This window comes from Streptomyces sp. NPDC058663 (assembly GCF_042716745.1).
Lineage (GTDB): Bacteria > Actinomycetota > Actinomycetes > Streptomycetales > Streptomycetaceae > Streptomyces.
The window spans coordinates 25,453-42,286 of the sequence record NZ_JBHXRV010000026.1 but is presented as its reverse complement, the minus strand read 5'-3'; the positions used below and the strand labels follow the sequence as shown (position 1 = coordinate 42,286).

At 69.0% G+C, this 16,834-nt stretch carries 13 protein-coding genes; 4 read left to right on the top strand and 9 right to left on the bottom strand.

Features of this window, described 5'->3' with window-relative positions; genetic code table 11:
- Positions 1–25 precede the first annotated feature (25 nt).
- The 4 genes from ACFWVV_RS20145 to ACFWVV_RS20130 are packed head-to-tail and all read left to right on the top strand — an operon-like array spanning position 26 to position 2,626.
- Positions 26–286: a phosphopantetheine-binding protein gene (locus tag ACFWVV_RS20145; RefSeq protein ID WP_384352935.1), complete on the top strand. Its 261-nt coding sequence runs from the start codon at positions 26–28 to the stop codon at positions 284–286.
- Entirely contained in the window at positions 283–1,305 is a 1,023-nt protein-coding gene (locus tag ACFWVV_RS20140) for a FomB family phosphonate monophosphate kinase (RefSeq protein ID WP_384352933.1), read from the top strand. The genes ACFWVV_RS20145 and ACFWVV_RS20140 overlap by 4 nt, the downstream gene beginning before the upstream one ends.
- Positions 1,302–2,156 carry an EamA family transporter gene (locus ACFWVV_RS20135; protein ID WP_384352930.1) on the top strand — a complete coding sequence of 285 codons (855 nt, stop codon included), beginning with the start codon at positions 1,302–1,304 and terminating at the stop codon, positions 2,154–2,156. Before ACFWVV_RS20140 ends, ACFWVV_RS20135 begins: the two co-directional genes overlap by 4 nt.
- 14 nt (positions 2,157–2,170) lie before the next feature.
- Positions 2,171–2,626 (top strand): CYTH domain-containing protein, encoded by a 456-nt coding sequence (locus ACFWVV_RS20130; RefSeq protein WP_384352927.1) that lies wholly within the window; start codon positions 2,171–2,173, stop codon positions 2,624–2,626.
- A gap of 469 nt (positions 2,627–3,095) precedes the next feature.
- On the opposite strand, the gene ACFWVV_RS20125 is transcribed toward ACFWVV_RS20130, so the two are convergent.
- From ACFWVV_RS20125 to ACFWVV_RS20085, 9 genes are all read right to left on the bottom strand, one after another.
- On the bottom strand, positions 3,096–4,070 hold the full coding sequence (locus tag ACFWVV_RS20125) for a CynX/NimT family MFS transporter (protein WP_384353133.1): 975 nt from the start codon (positions 4,068–4,070) through the stop codon (positions 3,096–3,098).
- A 157-nt stretch (positions 4,071–4,227) separates the two neighbouring features.
- Positions 4,228–5,667 (bottom strand): FAD-dependent oxidoreductase, encoded by a 1,440-nt coding sequence (locus ACFWVV_RS20120; protein WP_384352924.1) that lies wholly within the window; start codon positions 5,665–5,667, stop codon positions 4,228–4,230.
- Entirely contained in the window at positions 5,664–6,791 is a 1,128-nt protein-coding gene (locus ACFWVV_RS20115; protein WP_384352920.1) for a methyltransferase, read from the bottom strand. Before ACFWVV_RS20115 ends, ACFWVV_RS20120 begins: the two co-directional genes overlap by 4 nt.
- The gene (locus ACFWVV_RS20110) at positions 6,781–7,743 is read right to left on the bottom strand and encodes an NAD-dependent epimerase/dehydratase family protein (protein WP_384352917.1); all 963 of its coding nucleotides are present in this window, start codon (positions 7,741–7,743) and stop codon (positions 6,781–6,783) included. The genes ACFWVV_RS20115 and ACFWVV_RS20110 overlap by 11 nt, the downstream gene beginning before the upstream one ends.
- 4 nt (positions 7,744–7,747) lie before the next feature.
- Entirely contained in the window at positions 7,748–10,513 is a 2,766-nt protein-coding gene (locus tag ACFWVV_RS20105) for an AMP-binding protein (protein ID WP_384352914.1), read from the bottom strand.
- A 174-nt stretch (positions 10,514–10,687) separates the two neighbouring features.
- Positions 10,688–11,344, bottom strand: coding sequence for an HAD-IA family hydrolase (locus tag ACFWVV_RS20100; protein WP_384352911.1), 657 nt, complete (start codon positions 11,342–11,344; stop codon positions 10,688–10,690).
- A 49-nt stretch (positions 11,345–11,393) separates the two neighbouring features.
- Positions 11,394–12,389 carry a ScbA/BarX family gamma-butyrolactone biosynthesis protein gene (locus ACFWVV_RS20095; RefSeq protein ID WP_384352908.1) on the bottom strand — a complete coding sequence of 332 codons (996 nt, stop codon included), beginning with the start codon at positions 12,387–12,389 and terminating at the stop codon, positions 11,394–11,396.
- 228 nt (positions 12,390–12,617) lie between these two features.
- On the bottom strand, positions 12,618–13,832 hold the full coding sequence (locus tag ACFWVV_RS20090; protein ID WP_384352905.1) for a cytochrome P450: 1,215 nt from the start codon (positions 13,830–13,832) through the stop codon (positions 12,618–12,620).
- Between the two features lie 1,371 nt (positions 13,833–15,203).
- Positions 15,204–16,787 carry an MFS transporter gene (locus ACFWVV_RS20085; RefSeq protein ID WP_384352902.1) on the bottom strand — a complete coding sequence of 528 codons (1,584 nt, stop codon included), beginning with the start codon at positions 16,785–16,787 and terminating at the stop codon, positions 15,204–15,206.
- Between the last annotated feature and the right edge of the window lie 47 nt (positions 16,788–16,834).

The following is a 16,834-nucleotide window of genomic DNA, read 5'->3' as shown; positions in this document are numbered from 1 at the left end:
CCTACGAAAGGAGCGTCGACCGAACATGGAAGGCACAGCCACGGCCCTGGAAGCCCGGGTCCGGAACATACTTCTGCCGGTCCTGGGCGCGTCCGCCGACCCGTCCGCGATCGGCCCCGACACCGACCTCTGGAAGTCGGGCCTCGATTCCCTGGGCAGCGTCTCACTGATGACGGGGCTCGAGGACGAGTTCGGGATCGAGTTTCCCGACGCCCTGCTCACCCGGGAGACCTTCACCAGCCTGAACAGGATCGTCGCGGCGGTCGACGGCCTGGTGGAGCCATGACCTTGGACCTGCGGAACCTGCCGGTGCGTTCCTCGAAGGTGGTGGACCTGAACCTGCTGAGGGTCAGGATCTCCAGCAATCTGGAGGAGTTCGGGGCGTACGCGTACTTCTCCCGCGAGGCCCCGGGCTCCCCGTCCGCCGAGCCCGCCGACCACGAGATCCACTGCGTCGACCTCGACCGGGACGCGTTCGACGTCGAGGAGCTGCGCCGCCGCGCCGACCGGTCCCTGCGGGCCAAGCGGTTCCTGGCGGGGTACTACCTCAACCACATCTTCGGCGACCCCGCCCACCTGATCACCGAGGGGAACCGGTCGTACGTCTTCGGCCGCCGCCTCGAACGCACGGTCTGGCCGTACTTCGTGAAGCGGATCCTGACCGACTTCGCGGTCGACCACGGGTACCTCCATCTCAAGGCGGGCGCCTTCACCCTCGACGACGGCGGCGCGACACTGCTCGTCGGCCCCAACGGGGGTGGCAAGACGGTGTTCCTGACCCAGGCGTGCCTTGCGGGCGCCCGGTTCCTGACGAACACACATGTGCTCGTCAGGGACGGGGAGGCCTTCGGCGTCCCGTCGGCCGTCCGGGTCCGCAGGGCCCCGCACCTCGAAGAGCTGATCGACCGGCACCGGCTCACCCCTCACATCGAGAGCGGTGACTACGTGGCCGCGCCGGAACTGCTGTTCCCCGGGACTCCGGTGGACTCCGGACGCGTACGCAACATCGTGATCACCGACCATGATCCGGCGGGCCACCGCGGCTTCGAGCGGATCACCCCGGAGCAGGCGGGACTGTTCCTGGAGCAGTTCGCCTCCGCCGTGACGAACTACGGGCTGAAGGACGACCTGCTGGCGCACTTCGGCGGGGACTTCGAGAAGTTCACCGACGCGCTGCGCACCATGAAGGACCGGCTGTCCCGGCTGGTGACGGACGCACGGTGCTTCCGGGCCAATGTGGACATGCTCGACCCGGCCCGCCGGGCCGCGGTGCTCGAAGAGCTCGCCTCCGGGCCGGCCGGGTGACGCCACTCGTCGTCGTGGTGGTGCTGGTCGCGGCGGTCACCCACGCGGCGTGGAACGCGATCACACACCGGGTGAAGGACGAACTGGCGTGCCTGACGCTGGTGGGAACGGGGCGCACGGCGTCCGGTGTGGTCCTGGCGGTCCTGGTGCCCCTTCCGCATCCGAGCGCCTGGCCGTACCTGATCACCTCGGTGGTGCTGCACGTCGGCTACCAGGTGGCGCTGATGCGGTCCTTCAGGCTCGGCGACTTCGGGCAGGTGTACCCCATCGCACGAGGGGTCGCGCCGGTCGTGGTGACCCTGTTCGGGATCTTCGCCCTGGGCGAGCGGTTCGGCGTGCTCGGCACCGCCGGGGTGGTGACGGTCGCCCTCAGCATCATCGGGCTCGCGGTGTGGGGCGTACGCGGGAAGTCGGCGCGACGGCCGGACTGGGCGGCCGTCGCCATGGCGTCCGCCACCGGGCTCACCATCGCGGCTTACACGATCGTGGACGGGGTGGGCGTACGCACGGCCGCGGGCGCGGCCGGATACGTGGCCTGGCTGATGATCCTCGACGGCATGGCCATCCCCCTGTACGCCGCGGCCAGACTCCGCGGCGGTCTCGCGGAACGGCTGCGGCCGGTCGTGCTGCCGGGCCTGGTGGGAGGCGTGCTGTCGGTCGTGTCGTACGGGCTCGTGCTGTGGGCACAGACCCGGGCGCCGCTGGCACCGGTCGCGGTGCTGCGCGAGTCGAGTGTGATCGCCGGTGCGGCCATCTCCGCCTTCCTCTTCAAGGAGCGGTTCGGAGGTCCGCGGATCGTCGCGGCGACAACCATGGTGGCGGGTATCGCGCTGATGCTCGGGGCCACCTGAGAGGAGTCAAGGACATGGGGACCGAGATCGAGCGGAAGTACCTCGTGCGCACCGACGGCTGGCGCCCGCTGGTCCGCGAGAGCCACCGCCTGCGCCAGGGATACCTTTCCACCGACCCCGCCCGTGAGGTACGGGTCCGGGTCGTGGACGACACCGAGGCCTTCCTGACCGTGAAGGCCGGGCGCCAGGGTCCCGTCCGCGCCGAGTTCGAGTACCCGGTCCCGGTGGGTGACGCCCTCGAACTGCTGGCGCACCGCACGGGGCGGCTCGTGGAGAAGCACCGGCATCGTCTGGCGGCACCGGGTGTGGGCGAGTGGGTCGTGGACGAGTACACGGGCGCCCATCAGGGCCTGATCGTCCTGGAGATCGAGTGGGCCGAGACCGAGGACCCGTGCCCGGACCTGCCCGGCTGGGTCGCCGGGGAGGTCACGGGAGAGCGCGCGTACTCGAACGCCTCGCTGGCGGAATGATCTCCGCTCCGCACGGGGCACCGCACCCGGACCGGGGCACCGCACCCGGACCGGGAGGCGCGCGGACCGGGAGGCGCGCGGACGCGGAGCGCCTCGCGGGCCGCTCCACTGTCCGCATCCACACCGGCATCGGCCGCGACTTCCGCACCGACCTCCACCAGGACCGCCGCAACTACGTCTGGGACAACAAGAAGGACACCGCGATCCTCAAGGACCACCCCGGACACCGCATCGCCACCAAGTCCTGGAACCGCCACTCACCACACCCAAGCACGGCAGCAGCCTGGCCACACGCCACCAGGCACATACCGGTTGAGAGAGAGTCGGGGCCGGTGTCTGGCGTGTCCAAGGGCCGTTCGAGAGCGAGCGCCAGAAACGTCCGAGAGGACCCGTGCTGCGGGTGCGCCGGGACACGACCGAGGGTCCGCCGGTGTGCGGCGGGCCCTGGGAGACGGCTGGATCCGTCGACCTACGACGGGGCCGGGGCGTTACAGCGCCTTCTGCTGGTCCTGCTCGATGCGCCGCGGGACAGCCGGGCGATCGGCAGCAGCAGGAGGAAGGCGATCACCGCCAGCAGGCCGAAGGCGAGCCGGTAGTCGCCCGTGATGTCGCGCAGGCTGCCGACGAGCACCGGTCCCACCGCCGCGCAGCCGTATCCGACGAAGAATGCCATCGCGCTGAACCGCCCGGCCTGGACCGCGTCCCGGCTGGCGGAGACCGGCAGGGTCAGCACCAGCGTGAAGAGTGCGCCGTGGCCGACTCCCATCGCGAGGATCCAGATCCAGGCGCCCCTGCCCGGGCTGAACGCGAAGCCCAGGAAGCCGATCGCGGTCAGCACGCTGGTGGCGGCGAGGCCCGTCCTCTTGTCGGGGCGCTCCCCCAGCAGGGCCGGGACTCCGAGCCTGGAGACCACCTGGATGGAGATCATCACGGTCAGCATGACACCCGCGTTGGCCTCGCTGACGCCACCGGAGTCGTGCAACAGCGTTGCGATCCAAACCAGTTCGCAGTAGTGGAGAGCCGGGTTGGCGGCCGACAGCGCGGTGATGCGCCAGGCGAGGGAGCTTCGCCGGGGCAGACCGCTGGTGGCGATGCCCTTGGGCCCGGCCACGTGCTCCAGGCTCAGCGAACGCCGGGCGGCCGTCCACATCACGATGCCGATCACGGCCAGCACGGCCCACGAGGCGAGTGCGCCCGGCCAGGCCCCGAGCGCCCGGGCGAGCGGGGCGCCGGCGCCGGCCGCGACCGCACCGCCGAGACCGGGGCCCGCCGTGTAGATCCCGGTCACCAGTCCGGCGCGGGCCGCGAAGCGGGTCTTCACCACGGCGGGCAGCAGGGTCTGCGCGATGGCGATTCCCGCGCCCACCACGGCGGTGGCGCACAGCTGGAGCCACGCGGCCTCGCCGAGTCCGCGGACCGCGGTCGCGAGTCCGACGACGAACAGGCCCCGCCGGCCCGCCCCGTTGGGGGCCCCAGCGGCGGCCGATCAAGGCCGCCGGCGGGGCACAGGCTCCCATCGCCGGCGTCGGAACGGTGGTCAGCAGCGCGACACCGCTGGCGGACAGGTCGAGGCGGCGGCGCGGCCCGCTGAGAATCCGGCATCAGCTTGCGTGCGCCCTCACCGGCCAGCGCCCCAGCGCGGCGCGGATCCCCGCCGCATCCGGATTCTCTCCGGCCCAGGCGATGTGGCCGTCCGGGCGGACCAGCAGGGTGGTGCGCAAGGAGCCGGCTGGGGCGGCGAGACGCAGCCATTGCGTCTCCGGCACCGGGTGGCCCTGCGTGATCAACACGAAACGGCCGCCGCGCAGCACTTCGTACAGCCGCTGTCCGCTCGCGAGGCGCAGGTCGGGCACTCGGCGGCCGGTGAGCGGGTGGCTGCCGCGCGGCGCCGGGTAGGAGACGCCGATGCCGGAGAGCAGGCGCTCGCCCAGTACGGTGCGCGTGCTCAGCCGGGAGACCACGGGCATGACGAGGTCGCGCAGTTGATGCACCCGGGGACTGCGCGGGGCGCTCAGTACGCCTCGGGTGATGGCCCCGGAGATCCGCAGCGCCTGCTTACCGACGGGGTGGCGCTCCCGCTCGTAGGAGTCGAGGAGCTCGTCCCCGGCCCGGCCCTGAGCCACCGCGGCCAGCTTCCAGCCCAGGTTGGCGGCATCCTGCAGCCCCGTGTTCATGCCCATGCCGCCGGCGGGCGAGTGCACGTGCGCGGCGTCGCCCGCCAGCAGCACCCGGCCCTCGCGGTAACGCTCGGCCTGCCGCTCGTCGCTGTGGAAGCGCGAGATCCACCGCGGGTCGTGCATGCCGTAGTCGCTGCCGAGCACCCGGCGCAGCAGCCCGGCCAGCTCCTCCGCGTCCACCGGCGCGTCATCCGGCCGGTCGTCTCCGGCGACCCAGCCGATCGCCCGGAACCAGCCGTCCCCGAAGGGCACCAGGGAGGCGAAGCCGTGCTGGTTGGCGTTGGTGGTCACCGCGTCGACGGGCATCTCGTTGAGCTGGACGTCGGCCAGCATCACCGACCGCACCACCCACCGGCCGGGGAAGCCGATCCCGGTCAGCCGCCGTACCGCGCTGCGCACCCCGTCGCACCCGACCACGTACCTGGCAGTGAAGCTCCCCGCGCCGACCGTGTCCGCCTCGACGCCATCGGTCCGCTGCCGCAGCGCCACCAGCTCGGCGCCCCGCACGATCCGCACCCCGGCAGCGAGCGCACGCCGCTCCAGCAGCCCCTCGAGGTTGTACTGCGGGGTGATCAGCGCGAACGGGAAGCGGGTGCGCAGCCGGTGCAGGTTCAGTTCCAGTCTGCCGAACACCCCGATTACAGGGGCCTTCCGTCCCAGGGCGACCAGTTCATCGGCGAGCCCGCGTGCGTCGAGGACCTCCAGGGTGCGGGCATGCACCGCGAAGGCACGGGTCATATGGGCGCCGGCGCGTTCGCGCCGCTCCAGCAGCGTGACCCGCGACCCGGCGGCGGCCAGGTCTCCGGCCAGCAGCAGGCCGGTGGGACCCGCCCCCACGACCAGCACGTCTGCGGCCTCGCTCATGTGGATCTGCCCTTCTCGTTCACCGGACCGACTCCCCCTGCTGTCCGGGGAGTTGAACTGCGTGAGTGACGATTCCTGCGACGCTGTGCGGGCGTCGTCGCTTCGATCATGTGCTGGTAGGAGTCGACCGCTCGCACATCACGGACGACGAGGCCCGACTGCTCCACGAGCTTGAGCAGCCCGCGTCGGGTGTGCTTTCTGCCGCCGACGGTGAGAAGCATCCGTAGATCCATCCCGGTACTGAACTTCTGACCCGGTCCGTCGTCCACGAGATTCTCCACGATGACCACCCGGGCGCCGGCGCGGGCCGTCTTCACTACGTTGCTGAGCACGACGACGGCGTCCTCGTCGTTCATCCCCAGGATGTTCTTGAAGACATACACGTCCACGTCGGCCGGGATCTCTTCGCGGCAGTCACCGGGCAGCAGCCGCACCCGTTCGGAAAGCGCCCCGCCGTCGCGCAGCCGGGCGTCGGCGCCCACCACTACGTCCGGCCGGTCGAACAGGATGCCCTGCACGTCGGGGTGGCGTTCGAGCAGCGAGGCCAGCAAGAGCCCCTGTCCGCCGCCTATGTCGGCGACGGTCCGAGCACCGGAGAGCGGCAGAACGCCCGCGATGGCCGTCGCCGACTGCTTGCTCGCTTGGGTCATCGCGAGATCGAACACCACCGCGGACTCCGGCCAGGCGGTGTGCACCTGCTCGAAGAAATCCCGGCCGTGCAGGTCGACGAAGACGTCCCTGCCCGTGCGGACCGACTCGTCGAGCCGGCCCCACAGCTCCCACGTCCACGGTTCCGTCATCCACAGTACGAGCTGGTCGAGGCTGCTCGGGGTGTCCGCGCGCAGCAGCCGCGAGACCTCCGTGTGGACGAACCGGCCCTCGGCGTCCTCGGCGAAGACCTCATGGCAGGTGAGCGCGCGCAGCAGGCGCCGCAGTGCGTCCGGATCGGCGTCGATCGCCGTGGCGAGGTCCTCCGCCGTCGCCGGGGTGTCACCCATGGCGTCGGCAAGGCCGAGCTTCACCGCGGCGCGCAGCGAGGCAGCGCAGCTGGCGCTGAGCGCACGCTCCAGGAGCCCCAGCACCTGAGGTTCGGCGGACGTCTCACTGGGCGCGTCAGTGTTCATGGGGAAAAACCTCTCTGGTGGGTCCGGCTTTTACGCTGCCGGGAAAGTGCGCTTCCAGGGCCTGGCGGATCCCGTCGCGCCAGGACCACCCGCAGTCACCCGCGAGGCTCCTGCGTCGGGCGTCGTCGAACGCGACGACATGACGGGTGACGTCGCCGGGCACGAAATCGACCGGGACTCCGGTGAGTTCGCCGACGTGGGTCATGAGGTCCCGCACGCCGACGACCTCGTCTCCTCCCCAGTTCACGACGGTCGCGGGTGCTCTGGCCGCGGCCCAGAGCCGGGGCACGTGCCGCGCGATGTCGTCGGTGTGGATCGGGGAGCAGTAGTGCTGTCCCTCGTGAGGAACGGCGATCGGCTGCCCTGCGAGCATCGACCGGTAGAAGATGACGGGGAGCCCGCCGTGACCGTGCGGCCCGTAGGCAACGTTGAGCCGGGCGATGGTGGTGGGCAGTCCGAGCGTCACGCCGAGCGCACGCACGGTGCCCTCGGTGGCCAGTTTGCCGACCGGGTACGTCGGCAGCCATGCCGACTCCGTCCCCAGCGGGTCCGTCTCGGTGTGCAGGTGATCCAGGGCTTGTGGCGCGTAGAGCGCGCTGGTGGAGATGAAGAGGAAGGCCTCGGCAGCGCGGCAGTGGGTCATCAGGCGGCCGGTGGCAACGGAATTCACCGCCACCACCTCCTCGAAGTCCCCGTCGCCCCGTTCGACGGCCGCGTGCAGCACATGGGTGAAGTCGTCGGGGACTCCGTCGAGGCCGTCCCTGGCCATGTCCCAGTGCCAGGTACGAGCCCCCCGGTTCCGGAGCCGGATCTCCACCTCCGGATCCGAGAACCGGCCGAGGCACCACACCTCGTTGTCCTCAGCGAGCGTCTCGGCCACGGTGCGCGCCACCAGACCGGTCGCCCCGGTGATCAGGATCTTCTTCCGGGACAACGTCTGATCGTTTGGCATCGGCTCAACTCCCGCCAGGTTGCGTCAGGTTGCTCTCAGCGGACGGATTGGACAGCGCCCGGCCGAGTTCCGCCCGCAGGACCGCCTGGAAGGCAGCCACGTGCTTCGGCCCCATGAGGGTGTAGTGCTCGCCGGGCACATCGAGGTACCGGGGCGGCTCGCGGGTGAAGTCCTCCCAGCGCTTGAGCTCGTTGTTCAGCCAGTCCTCCTTGCTGCCGCGCAGCGGAACGGCGTAGAAGACGCTCATGGCGGCGACGCTGCCGTCGGGCCGGTAGGTCCGGCCGAGACCGGTGAGGCCGTCGGCGAGGTCCGCCCAAGCGGTGAACCTCGCCAGGTCCAGGTCGAGTTCGGCCAGCCGGTCCGGGGGCGCGAGGTCGATCAGGTGGCCGAGCTGCTCCTGCTTGCCCAGAGCGCGCAGCTCGGCGGGCAGTGTCTTCGCCTGCTGCTCGGGCACCAGGTCCAGGAACATGGCCAGGTTGACTGCGGTCTCGACGAAGTCGAGTTCGTCCATGCGGTACTTGATGTGCGGGGGCAGGTTGAAGCTGCCCAGGAAGTCCACGCGCTCGCCTTCCGCCTCAAGGAGTTTGGCCACCTCGAAGGCCACTGCCGCGCCGAAGGAGTACCCGGCGATCGCGTAGGGGCCGTGCGGCTGCCTGGAGCGGATCGCCTCCACGTAGGTGCCGGCCATTTCCATGAAGCTCCCGAACGGCTTCTCCCCCGGGTTGAAGCCGCGTGCCCGCAGGGCGTAGAAGGGCCGCTCGTGAACGAAGTACTTGGCCAGGTTCACGAAGACGAGCACCTCGCCGACGCCGGGGTGGACGCAGAAGAGTGGCGTGCCGTCCCCACTGGTCTGGAGCGCAACGATCGGGTCGTACGGGGCGGGCTCCCCGGAGCGGCCCGCCTCGATGCGTGCGGCCAGCGCCCGGACGCTGGGTGAGGTGAGGATCGCGAGTACCGGGAGCTCCACGCCGGGGAAGCGCTGGGAGACCAGGCTCTTCAGGCGCAGAATGTCCAGCGAAGTCCCGCCGAGGTCGAAGAAGCCGGCGGTGGCGCTGATCGTGGACGGTTCCGTCTCGAAGAGCTCGCCGTACAGCTCCGCGAGAGTCTCCTCGACTGCGCCTGCCGGGGCCACGTGGCCGCCGAGCTGACGGGCCACCAATGCCTCGGCCGACTCCAGGTGAGCGGCGTAGTCGCCCGCCTCCAGCCGGCGTCGCATGAGCGAGCGCGGAACCTTGCCCAGACTTGTCTTGGGAAAGGCGTCCTTGGGAAGCGGCAACAGCAGCGCCGGTCGGAATCCCCAGTGCAGTACGACACTGCTGCGGATCGCGATGAGCAGGCGGTGGAGCGCCGCCTCGTCGCCGGCCACATCGGGGGTGGCCGCGAACGCGACGGCGAGCTGCTCGCTGTCGCTGCCCCCGGGGCGCGTCGGGAACGCGGCGACGAAGGACTTCTCCACGCCTTCGAGGTCGTCGAGCACCGACTCGAGGTCGTGGCTGTGGTAGTTGACGCCGTTGACAATGATGCTGTCCTTGCTCCGCCCCACCAGGGTCAGTCGCCCCTCGTTGAGCTGACCGAGGTCACCGGTCCGGAACCAGCCGTCCGCCGTGAACGCGTTCTCGGTCGCCTCCTTGTTGTTCCAGTACCCGCCGGTGATCATCGGGCCGGTGAGCTGGACTTCGCCGACCTCGCCATCGGCGAGGAGCCCGTCGCTGCCCTCTTCCGCCACCCTGATGCGCAGCCCCTCGACCGGCCGTCCGACCGCCGCGAACTCGGCCCCGTGGTCCGCGTCGGGGAACTCGCTGTTGTAGATGCTGCCGGCGCAGGTCTCGGTCATCCCGAAGGCGGGCCACAGGGCGCCCCGGTGCAGCCCATGGGGGGCCAGCCGGTCGAGGAAGCCGACGCCGGTGGCCACTGGGTTGGCCTCACCGCCGGAAACGATGTGCCGCAGGCAGGACAGGTCCAGAGTCAGGGGGGACGGTAGCTGGTCGAGCGCCTTGTTGATCAGCCCGAGCAGGAAGTTCGGGGTGAACGTCATCGTCACCCGATGGGCATCGATGAGCTCCAGGAAGTGCACTGGATCGGCCAGCACCGACTCCGGCGACGTCTGCAGCTGCACCGCGCCTACGGACAGCGGAAGCAGGTGTGCCTCCAGCAGCGCGGCGACGTGGTCGTAGGAGATCCAGTTGAGTGTCACGTCCTGGGCGGCGAGCGACTGCGTCCCGGCCTTCGCCGCCATGGAGGCCAGGAGGTTGTCGTGGGTGAGCCGAACTGCCTTGGCAGCGCCGGTGGAGCCGGAGGTGAGCACCAGCAGCGCAACGTCGTCCGGCCCGGCGGCGGTCACCGGGACAGTGCTCGCGTCCGTGTCGGCCGAGGCCGAGGCAAGGCAGTCGAGCGTGACGATTGCCAGCCCGTGGACAGCGGGAAGTTCCTCACGTATCCGGCCGTCGGTGACCACGAGCGGTCCCTCCAGCAGGGTGTTGGCATGGTTCAACTGCGCCGCCCAGCGCTGTGGGTCGTCCCGGACAGGAACCAGCGGGCAGGCGGTGATCCCTCCGAGCAGGCACGCCCAGAAAGCCGGAATGAAGTCCTCGGGCTTCTCGAGCAGCAGCGCCACTACGCGCCCCGGACGAACCCCCGCCTCCCGCAGGGAGTTCAGCAGACGGAGCGACTCCCCGAGGAGCTGCGGATAGGTGCGGAGCGCGAAGGCGAGGGGCCGCTCTCCCGAGCAGTAGCCCACCCCGTGCTCCGGGAACTGTGCCGCGGCTCTCATCAACAGCCCGCCCAGGTCAGCGTTTTCTCCGGCCTCTACGGCACCAGCTCGACCGGCAGGTGCTTCTTGGCTGACCGTCATGAATGTCCTTCCCCACGTGACTTCCCCCGGCTCACACCGGACGGGCCTGCTCGACCGCCGCTCCTGTGCCACTCGCCGCGCGATGCACCGTTTTCAGACAATGCTGGGCATGCCGGTGTGGAATGCGATGTCCCGCGCAGCCTGGGCGTTGGATCGAAAGTGAATTGCCTGCCACCCTTCCCGGCGGGCTGCCTCGCAGTTCTCGAGAACGTCATCGATCAGAAGGCAGTCGGAGGCTTCGGAGTCGACAGATTCGGCGGCGACGCGGAAGATCTTGGAGTCGGGTTTGCGTATGCCGACCTTGCAGGAGTCAATGACCGCCGCAACCTCGTCCGCGACACCGATCATTTCCTTCCAATAAGGCTCCCATTCCACCACGTTGTTGGTGAGAATACCCACCGTGAATCCCGCGTCGCACAGCTGTCGCAGTGTCGAGATCATCAGGAAGTTCGGTTCGAGGCCGCCGAACCACTGCCTGCCGAATGTTTCGAACTCGCACCTGGAGAGGTCAATTTCTGGGTAGCGCCTGGTCAGGTTCTCCGCGACTCGCCTCCCCCAGTCGATTTCACTGACCGCCGCGATCTCCACAGGGGCGAGTCCCGGCATGCCGAATTCGTTGCCGACGTCCTCCATGGCTGACCACAACTGCTTTCCCGGAACACCGGTCTTTTGGTGGTACGCGTCGAACAGGTCCGCTATCGGGGGCGAGAGCACACCACCGAAGTCGAACCAGATGGTCTTGAGAGTCATGAAGTCCTCCTTGTGTGACTGGGCAATGGGGCGGCAGCGGCGCCGCGGTCTACCAGGCGCCGCGCACCAGGGCGAGGCCTACCTCCGCGGTGGAGATGGGCAGGCCGTCCTGGGACACGGTCAGGCGGGTGCGCAGGGAGTCGCCGGCGGCGTCCAGGACCGGCACCTCCGCCTGGCAGACGGTGGGCAGTTCGAACTCCCCGAAGCGGCTGAACTCCACCCGGCAGGACTCCACCGCCAGCCGCTGCGGGGCGAAGCCGAAGTGGTCGTGCGCGCTGGCGACAGCCATCTGGCGGCACGCCTCGAACAGCAGCACACCCGGGATGTGGTCGAGCGGGTGGTCGAAGAGTGCGGCGTGCGACTGGTCGACCACTACATCGGCGGTGAAGCCGGAGGCGTCGGCGCACGGCGTACTGATGACCACATTCGCCGGATCCAGCCGGCCCACGACGGAGGGGTCCGCAGGGTGCGGGGTCCGGAAGGTCTGCCCGGAGCTCACCGGCAGGTGGGCGCGTCCGCGCTCCCTGAGCTTGTCCCAGGCACTTCCCGGCATCCACTGGATCGCGATGTCGAGCGTCACCACGGAACGTCCGTCCAGGTCGACGTGCATGGCCGCCGTATAGCCGACGGTTTCGGTGCCGCGGAATTTCCGCTCGGTGATGGTGACTTCGACCGCCGACTTGCCCGGCCTTTCGCCGACGCGGAGCCCCGCCCGGTCAACCACACGCAGGTTGCTGTAGTTCAGAATGAATTTCTGGTTCAGCGCGACGCCGAAGTACTCGTGCGCGAGAAGTATCGAGGCCTGCCGGCACACCTCCGCCAGGAGCAACGGGTCGTAGTTCCTGGGAGCCAGGAGGAAGTCACTGTAGAAACTGTGAACTCGGGGAAGTTGGGCTCCCACGAGGAATGAGTCGGGCCCGGCCTGCGCCGAATCCGTCAAGAACACCTCACACACGGCTTCTCTGTGCACCTTCACGCGTGGAACCGTCGCAGCGAAAGAGAGCTGCGAGGAATTCATGTGGCGCTCGCGGGTCATGACGCTCATCACGTAAACCTCCATGTGTCCGGGCAGACTTGTTGTGCATTTCAGGGGAATTGGGCAGTCGGGAGCCCTTGGGGGGCAGATACAGCGGGATCACAGGCGGCTGGGCAGTTTCCTTGATCGGATCCCGCGCCGGGAAAGGTTCGGCCGGGCGGCTTTCGCGGGATGCAGGGCGGCCGGATGCATTCCGGCCGCCCTGGACCGCAGGTGTTCAGCGAGCGCGCCGGAAGGTCACCACGTGACCGGGAGCGAAGAGGGACGACGCAGTCCGATGCCCAGGTCCCAGGGCACCTCATCGGCCTCGCAGGCCAGGCGCAGACCGGGCATCTCCTCGAGCACCTTGTTCAGTACGAGGCTCATCTCCAGCCGGGTCATGGCCGCCCCCATGCAGTGGTGCATGCCGTACCCGAACTGGAGGTGCCGCTTGGCGTTGCGGTCGAGGTCGATCGACAGCGGTTCGGGGAAGACCTGCGGATCCCGGTTCGCCTGGTTGACGTTCGGATAGACCACGGTGCCGGCCGGGATGGTCCCGTAGCTGGTGGCGAGGTCCTGCTTGAGCAGCCGGGGAAACGTGCCCGGCGTGCCGAGCGGCATCAGCCGCAGGACCTCTTCGATCAGCGCCGGTACGGCCGCGCGGTCCTCGACGAGTCGGGCCCAGATGTGTGGCAGGCTCAGTGCCACACACGCGGTCTTTGCCAGCATGGTGGAGACGTTGTTGTCGCCGCCGAGGACGATCCCCATCACGATGCCGTCGATATCCGTTGGGGTGAGCTGAGGGTCCGCCTCCTTCGCCCGGCGCCTGTAGTGGTCGATGAGCCCGCCGGGCGCTGCCGGTTCCTCGCCGCGGACCAGCTTCTGCACGTAGCCGTACAACTCGGTCCAGTTCGTGGCGAGACCTTCGATGTCCATGGGGTCCGCCATCTGGATGACTCGGCCGGCGGCGTGCATCCAGGCCCACTTCTCGGCCGGTACCCCCAGCAGTTCACCGGTGACGGCGGGAGTGACCACCTCGAACACCGAACGGACGAGATCGGGTTCGGCGGTTCCGTCCCGCATGGCCGCCAGGCACTCGCCGGTGACCTGTTCCACGATCGGTCCCAGCCGGGCGATCCCCTGCACGCTGAAGTCCTGCGAGATGAAGGTACGCATCCGGGCATGGACCGGCTGGTCCAGGTTGATCAGCACCTCCGGAGCCCAGGTCGTGGGCATGAAGCTGGGGCCTCCCTCGACGTTGCACTCCGCCCTGCTGGAAGTGGAGTCGGCCAGGACGGCGCGGACATCCCCGTAGCTGGTCAGGTTGATCGCATCGTGCCCGCTGGGCAGTTCGATCCACGGGAGGCCGTCACTCCGCGACAACTCCCGGTAGGGCGGCGGAGTTTCGAGATGGGGAATGGCGTGGACGGTGGGCTTGTCGGCGACGGGGGTCGCGACGGTGACAGAACTCATGACTTCTCCTTCGTGGGGCGAAAGAACCTTGCGGGACCGGCAGCGTCCGACACCTGACGGGCCGCGCCAGGGCGCGGCGGCAGGCATGGGCGCAGGCCGGGCAGGGTCCACGACGGCGGGCAGGGCTGCGCGCAGCAGCACCCGGACACGACGCAGGCAGGGAAAAGACGGCTCGGAGTGCCGAGATGATGAAAGGGCGGCCGAAGACGGCCTCGCCAGTGACTGAACCGAGTCAGGGGAAGGCCGTACGGCCGACGGCACGGCTGCATCATCAAGCCGCTTCTGGAAACGATCCGCGGGCGACACGGAATTCTTCCCGAGGCGCGCGCTTTCGCAACAGACCTCATGTCCGGGGGAATCGGCGCAACGCCGCACCACCCCTGCGGAACCATGAGGGAATTGGGATGACTAAACCCTACGCGCGTCTTCGGCGGCAGCCGGAAGCCGTACAGGGTTCCTTATCTGAAAAGGGCAGAGAAATACCCTGTCTGAAATATCTGACCCTCTGTTGCAGACACAATGTGGCAGCACTGATCAACGGATCCATAATTGACATACCTTGTGCGACGGAAACCGTCGCTCCCCCGTTTCCATGTACGCATGGTTTTCTGCGGGTTCAACAGCAGTACCTAGTGCCGAACCCGATCGAAACATCCTGAATCAGGACAGTCCGATGAGACCATTCCTTGCAGCAGGTGCGGTTCGCGGGCCTGCCGATCCGGGCCAACACGCGTCGGCACGCAGGTACCCGAAGGCCGCGCATGGAGATTTGGCCCTGCATCCAAACAGCGACAGCGTCACACGTCCCCCGTCTCCCGTTAACCCTTCACGCCTCTTCGGCATTTCGGCGGAGGGAGCTCCAGGAAGCCCCTCGCTCGGTGGCGGCCATATCGGCCACCCCCTTGGTTCTATCAAGATCGTACTTGAATGCTTGGCAATTGCACTATGAACCAAGTCACAAGCCCTTCAGCGTGATTTGGAATTCCGACGAGCCGATGAGGATGCCGGTAACAACAGTCGGTCGATGCGGCCGGCCCGTACATAACGGACCCCGGTTGATGCAGGCGCCAATCGAGTCACCCGCACGAGCCGGGAGTTCCGATGTCACGCCATACCGGGACCGCCCGTCCGACCGGGTAGCCGCCCGGCTGGCCGAGATCGGACGCCTTGCCTTCGGCTGAGATCCATTTCGCCGGTGAAGCGCGACCAGAAGAGCCGCACGGCCAACTCGCCGCCCCCGGACCGGGAGACGGTGAGCTCGAAGTGCGGCGAGCCGGATGTCACGGACCCGCCCCCGGCCGGAAACGGGGGATGGCGGCCGGGGGCGGGAGTTGAGGGGGCCGCACTGCGGCGGCCGGGGAGGGTCGCCGGTCAGCGGGTCCTCGTGGAGGGACGCAGAAGGCCGACGACCAGGACGGTCAGGAGGGCGCCGACGGCGACGAGAACCCAGAGCATGGTGTGCAGTGCCGCGTCGTAGCCGGTGATGAGGCTGTGGGCGAAATCTGCGCGGTCGGCGGCGGGAGCATGCGCCGCGGCCTCGGTGATCTTGCCGGTGGAGACTTGGTCGGCGATCTCGTGCGGATCCACGCCGGGGCCGGCGGCCCGCTGCACGCTGTCGGTGATCTTCGAGGCGGTGAACGTGGTCAGCAGGGCGCCGTAGATGGCGACGGCGATGGCCTCGCTGCCCAGTCGGGCGGTGTTGACCAGTCCGGCGGCCATGCCCGACTTCTCAGGGCTGACCAGGCGCAGGGCTTCGCCGTCGACCAGACCGACACCGAGGCCGAAGCCCGCGCCGATCAGGACCATCGGGACGATGACGGAGAGGAACGAGGCCTGGGGGCCGATGACGAGCAGCCAGGCCGGGCCGATGACGAAGAACAGCAGGCTGCAGGCGAGGATGTGACGTGGTTCCACGCCACGCTGAGCGATCCAGCCGGCCAGGACCGGGGCGATGACGATGGGGACCGTCATGACGAGCATCTTCAGTCCGGCGGTGCCCACGCTGTCGCCCCATGCCATGGACATGTACGTCGGCAGGTAAGTGAGCAGGGTGACGAAGCCGAAGGACGCGGTGACCGGCACCATGATCAGCCCGACCATGCGGCGGTCGCGCAGTACCGAGAAGTCGAACATGGGGTGCTCGCACCGCCGTTCGACGGCCACGAAGACAGCGAGCAGAACGACACCGGCGGCCAGCAGGGCGAGCGTTCCGGGTGCGGTCCAACCCCAGGCGCCGCCCTGGACGATGGCGAAGATCAGCAGCAGCAATCCGCCGACGAAGGTGACGGAGCCGGGGGTGTCGATGCTCGCCTCGTGCCGCAGAGTTTCGGGAGCGGACTTGGCGATGGCGACCAGGATCAGCACGACAGCGATGCCGACCGCATTGAAGACGAAGATCGTCTGCCAGCCCAGCCGGTCGACGAGCAGACCGGAGATGGTGGGGCCGAGCCCCAGACCCAGACCGGCCGCTGTGCCCATGAAGGCGAAGGCGCGCAACTGGCTCTTGCCCTCGAAGTTGGTGGCGAGGAGGGCTCCGCCGCAGGAGAAGATGGCGGCCGCTCCTATGCCCGCGAGAGCGCGGGCGATGTCGAGCACCACGATGTTCGTGGTACTCGCACTGAGGATGGATGCCACGAGGAACGTGCTCGCGCCGGTCATGAAGAGGCGTTTGCGGCCGAAGATGTCGGCGAGTGAGCCGGCGAGCAGGGTGGAACAGGCAAAAGCGAGGTTGAAGGCATTGACCACCCACTGGAGGGTGGCGGCGCTGGCACCGGTGTCGGCGGCGATGGCCGGCAGGGCGACGCCGGTACCTGAGACGCCGGTGGGGACGATCAGGCAGCCCAGCAGGACGGCGGCGAGGAGGACCTTGCTGCTGCCGGCGCGGGCCGGGCCGGCGTCGGCTGTTGGCAGTTGCACCGGGGGCGTTGCGGTGAGGTTCGGGGCAGCGTCGGGCATGGCGTGCTCCATAGGCAGGACGGACTGGTACGGCGAACACCGAACCA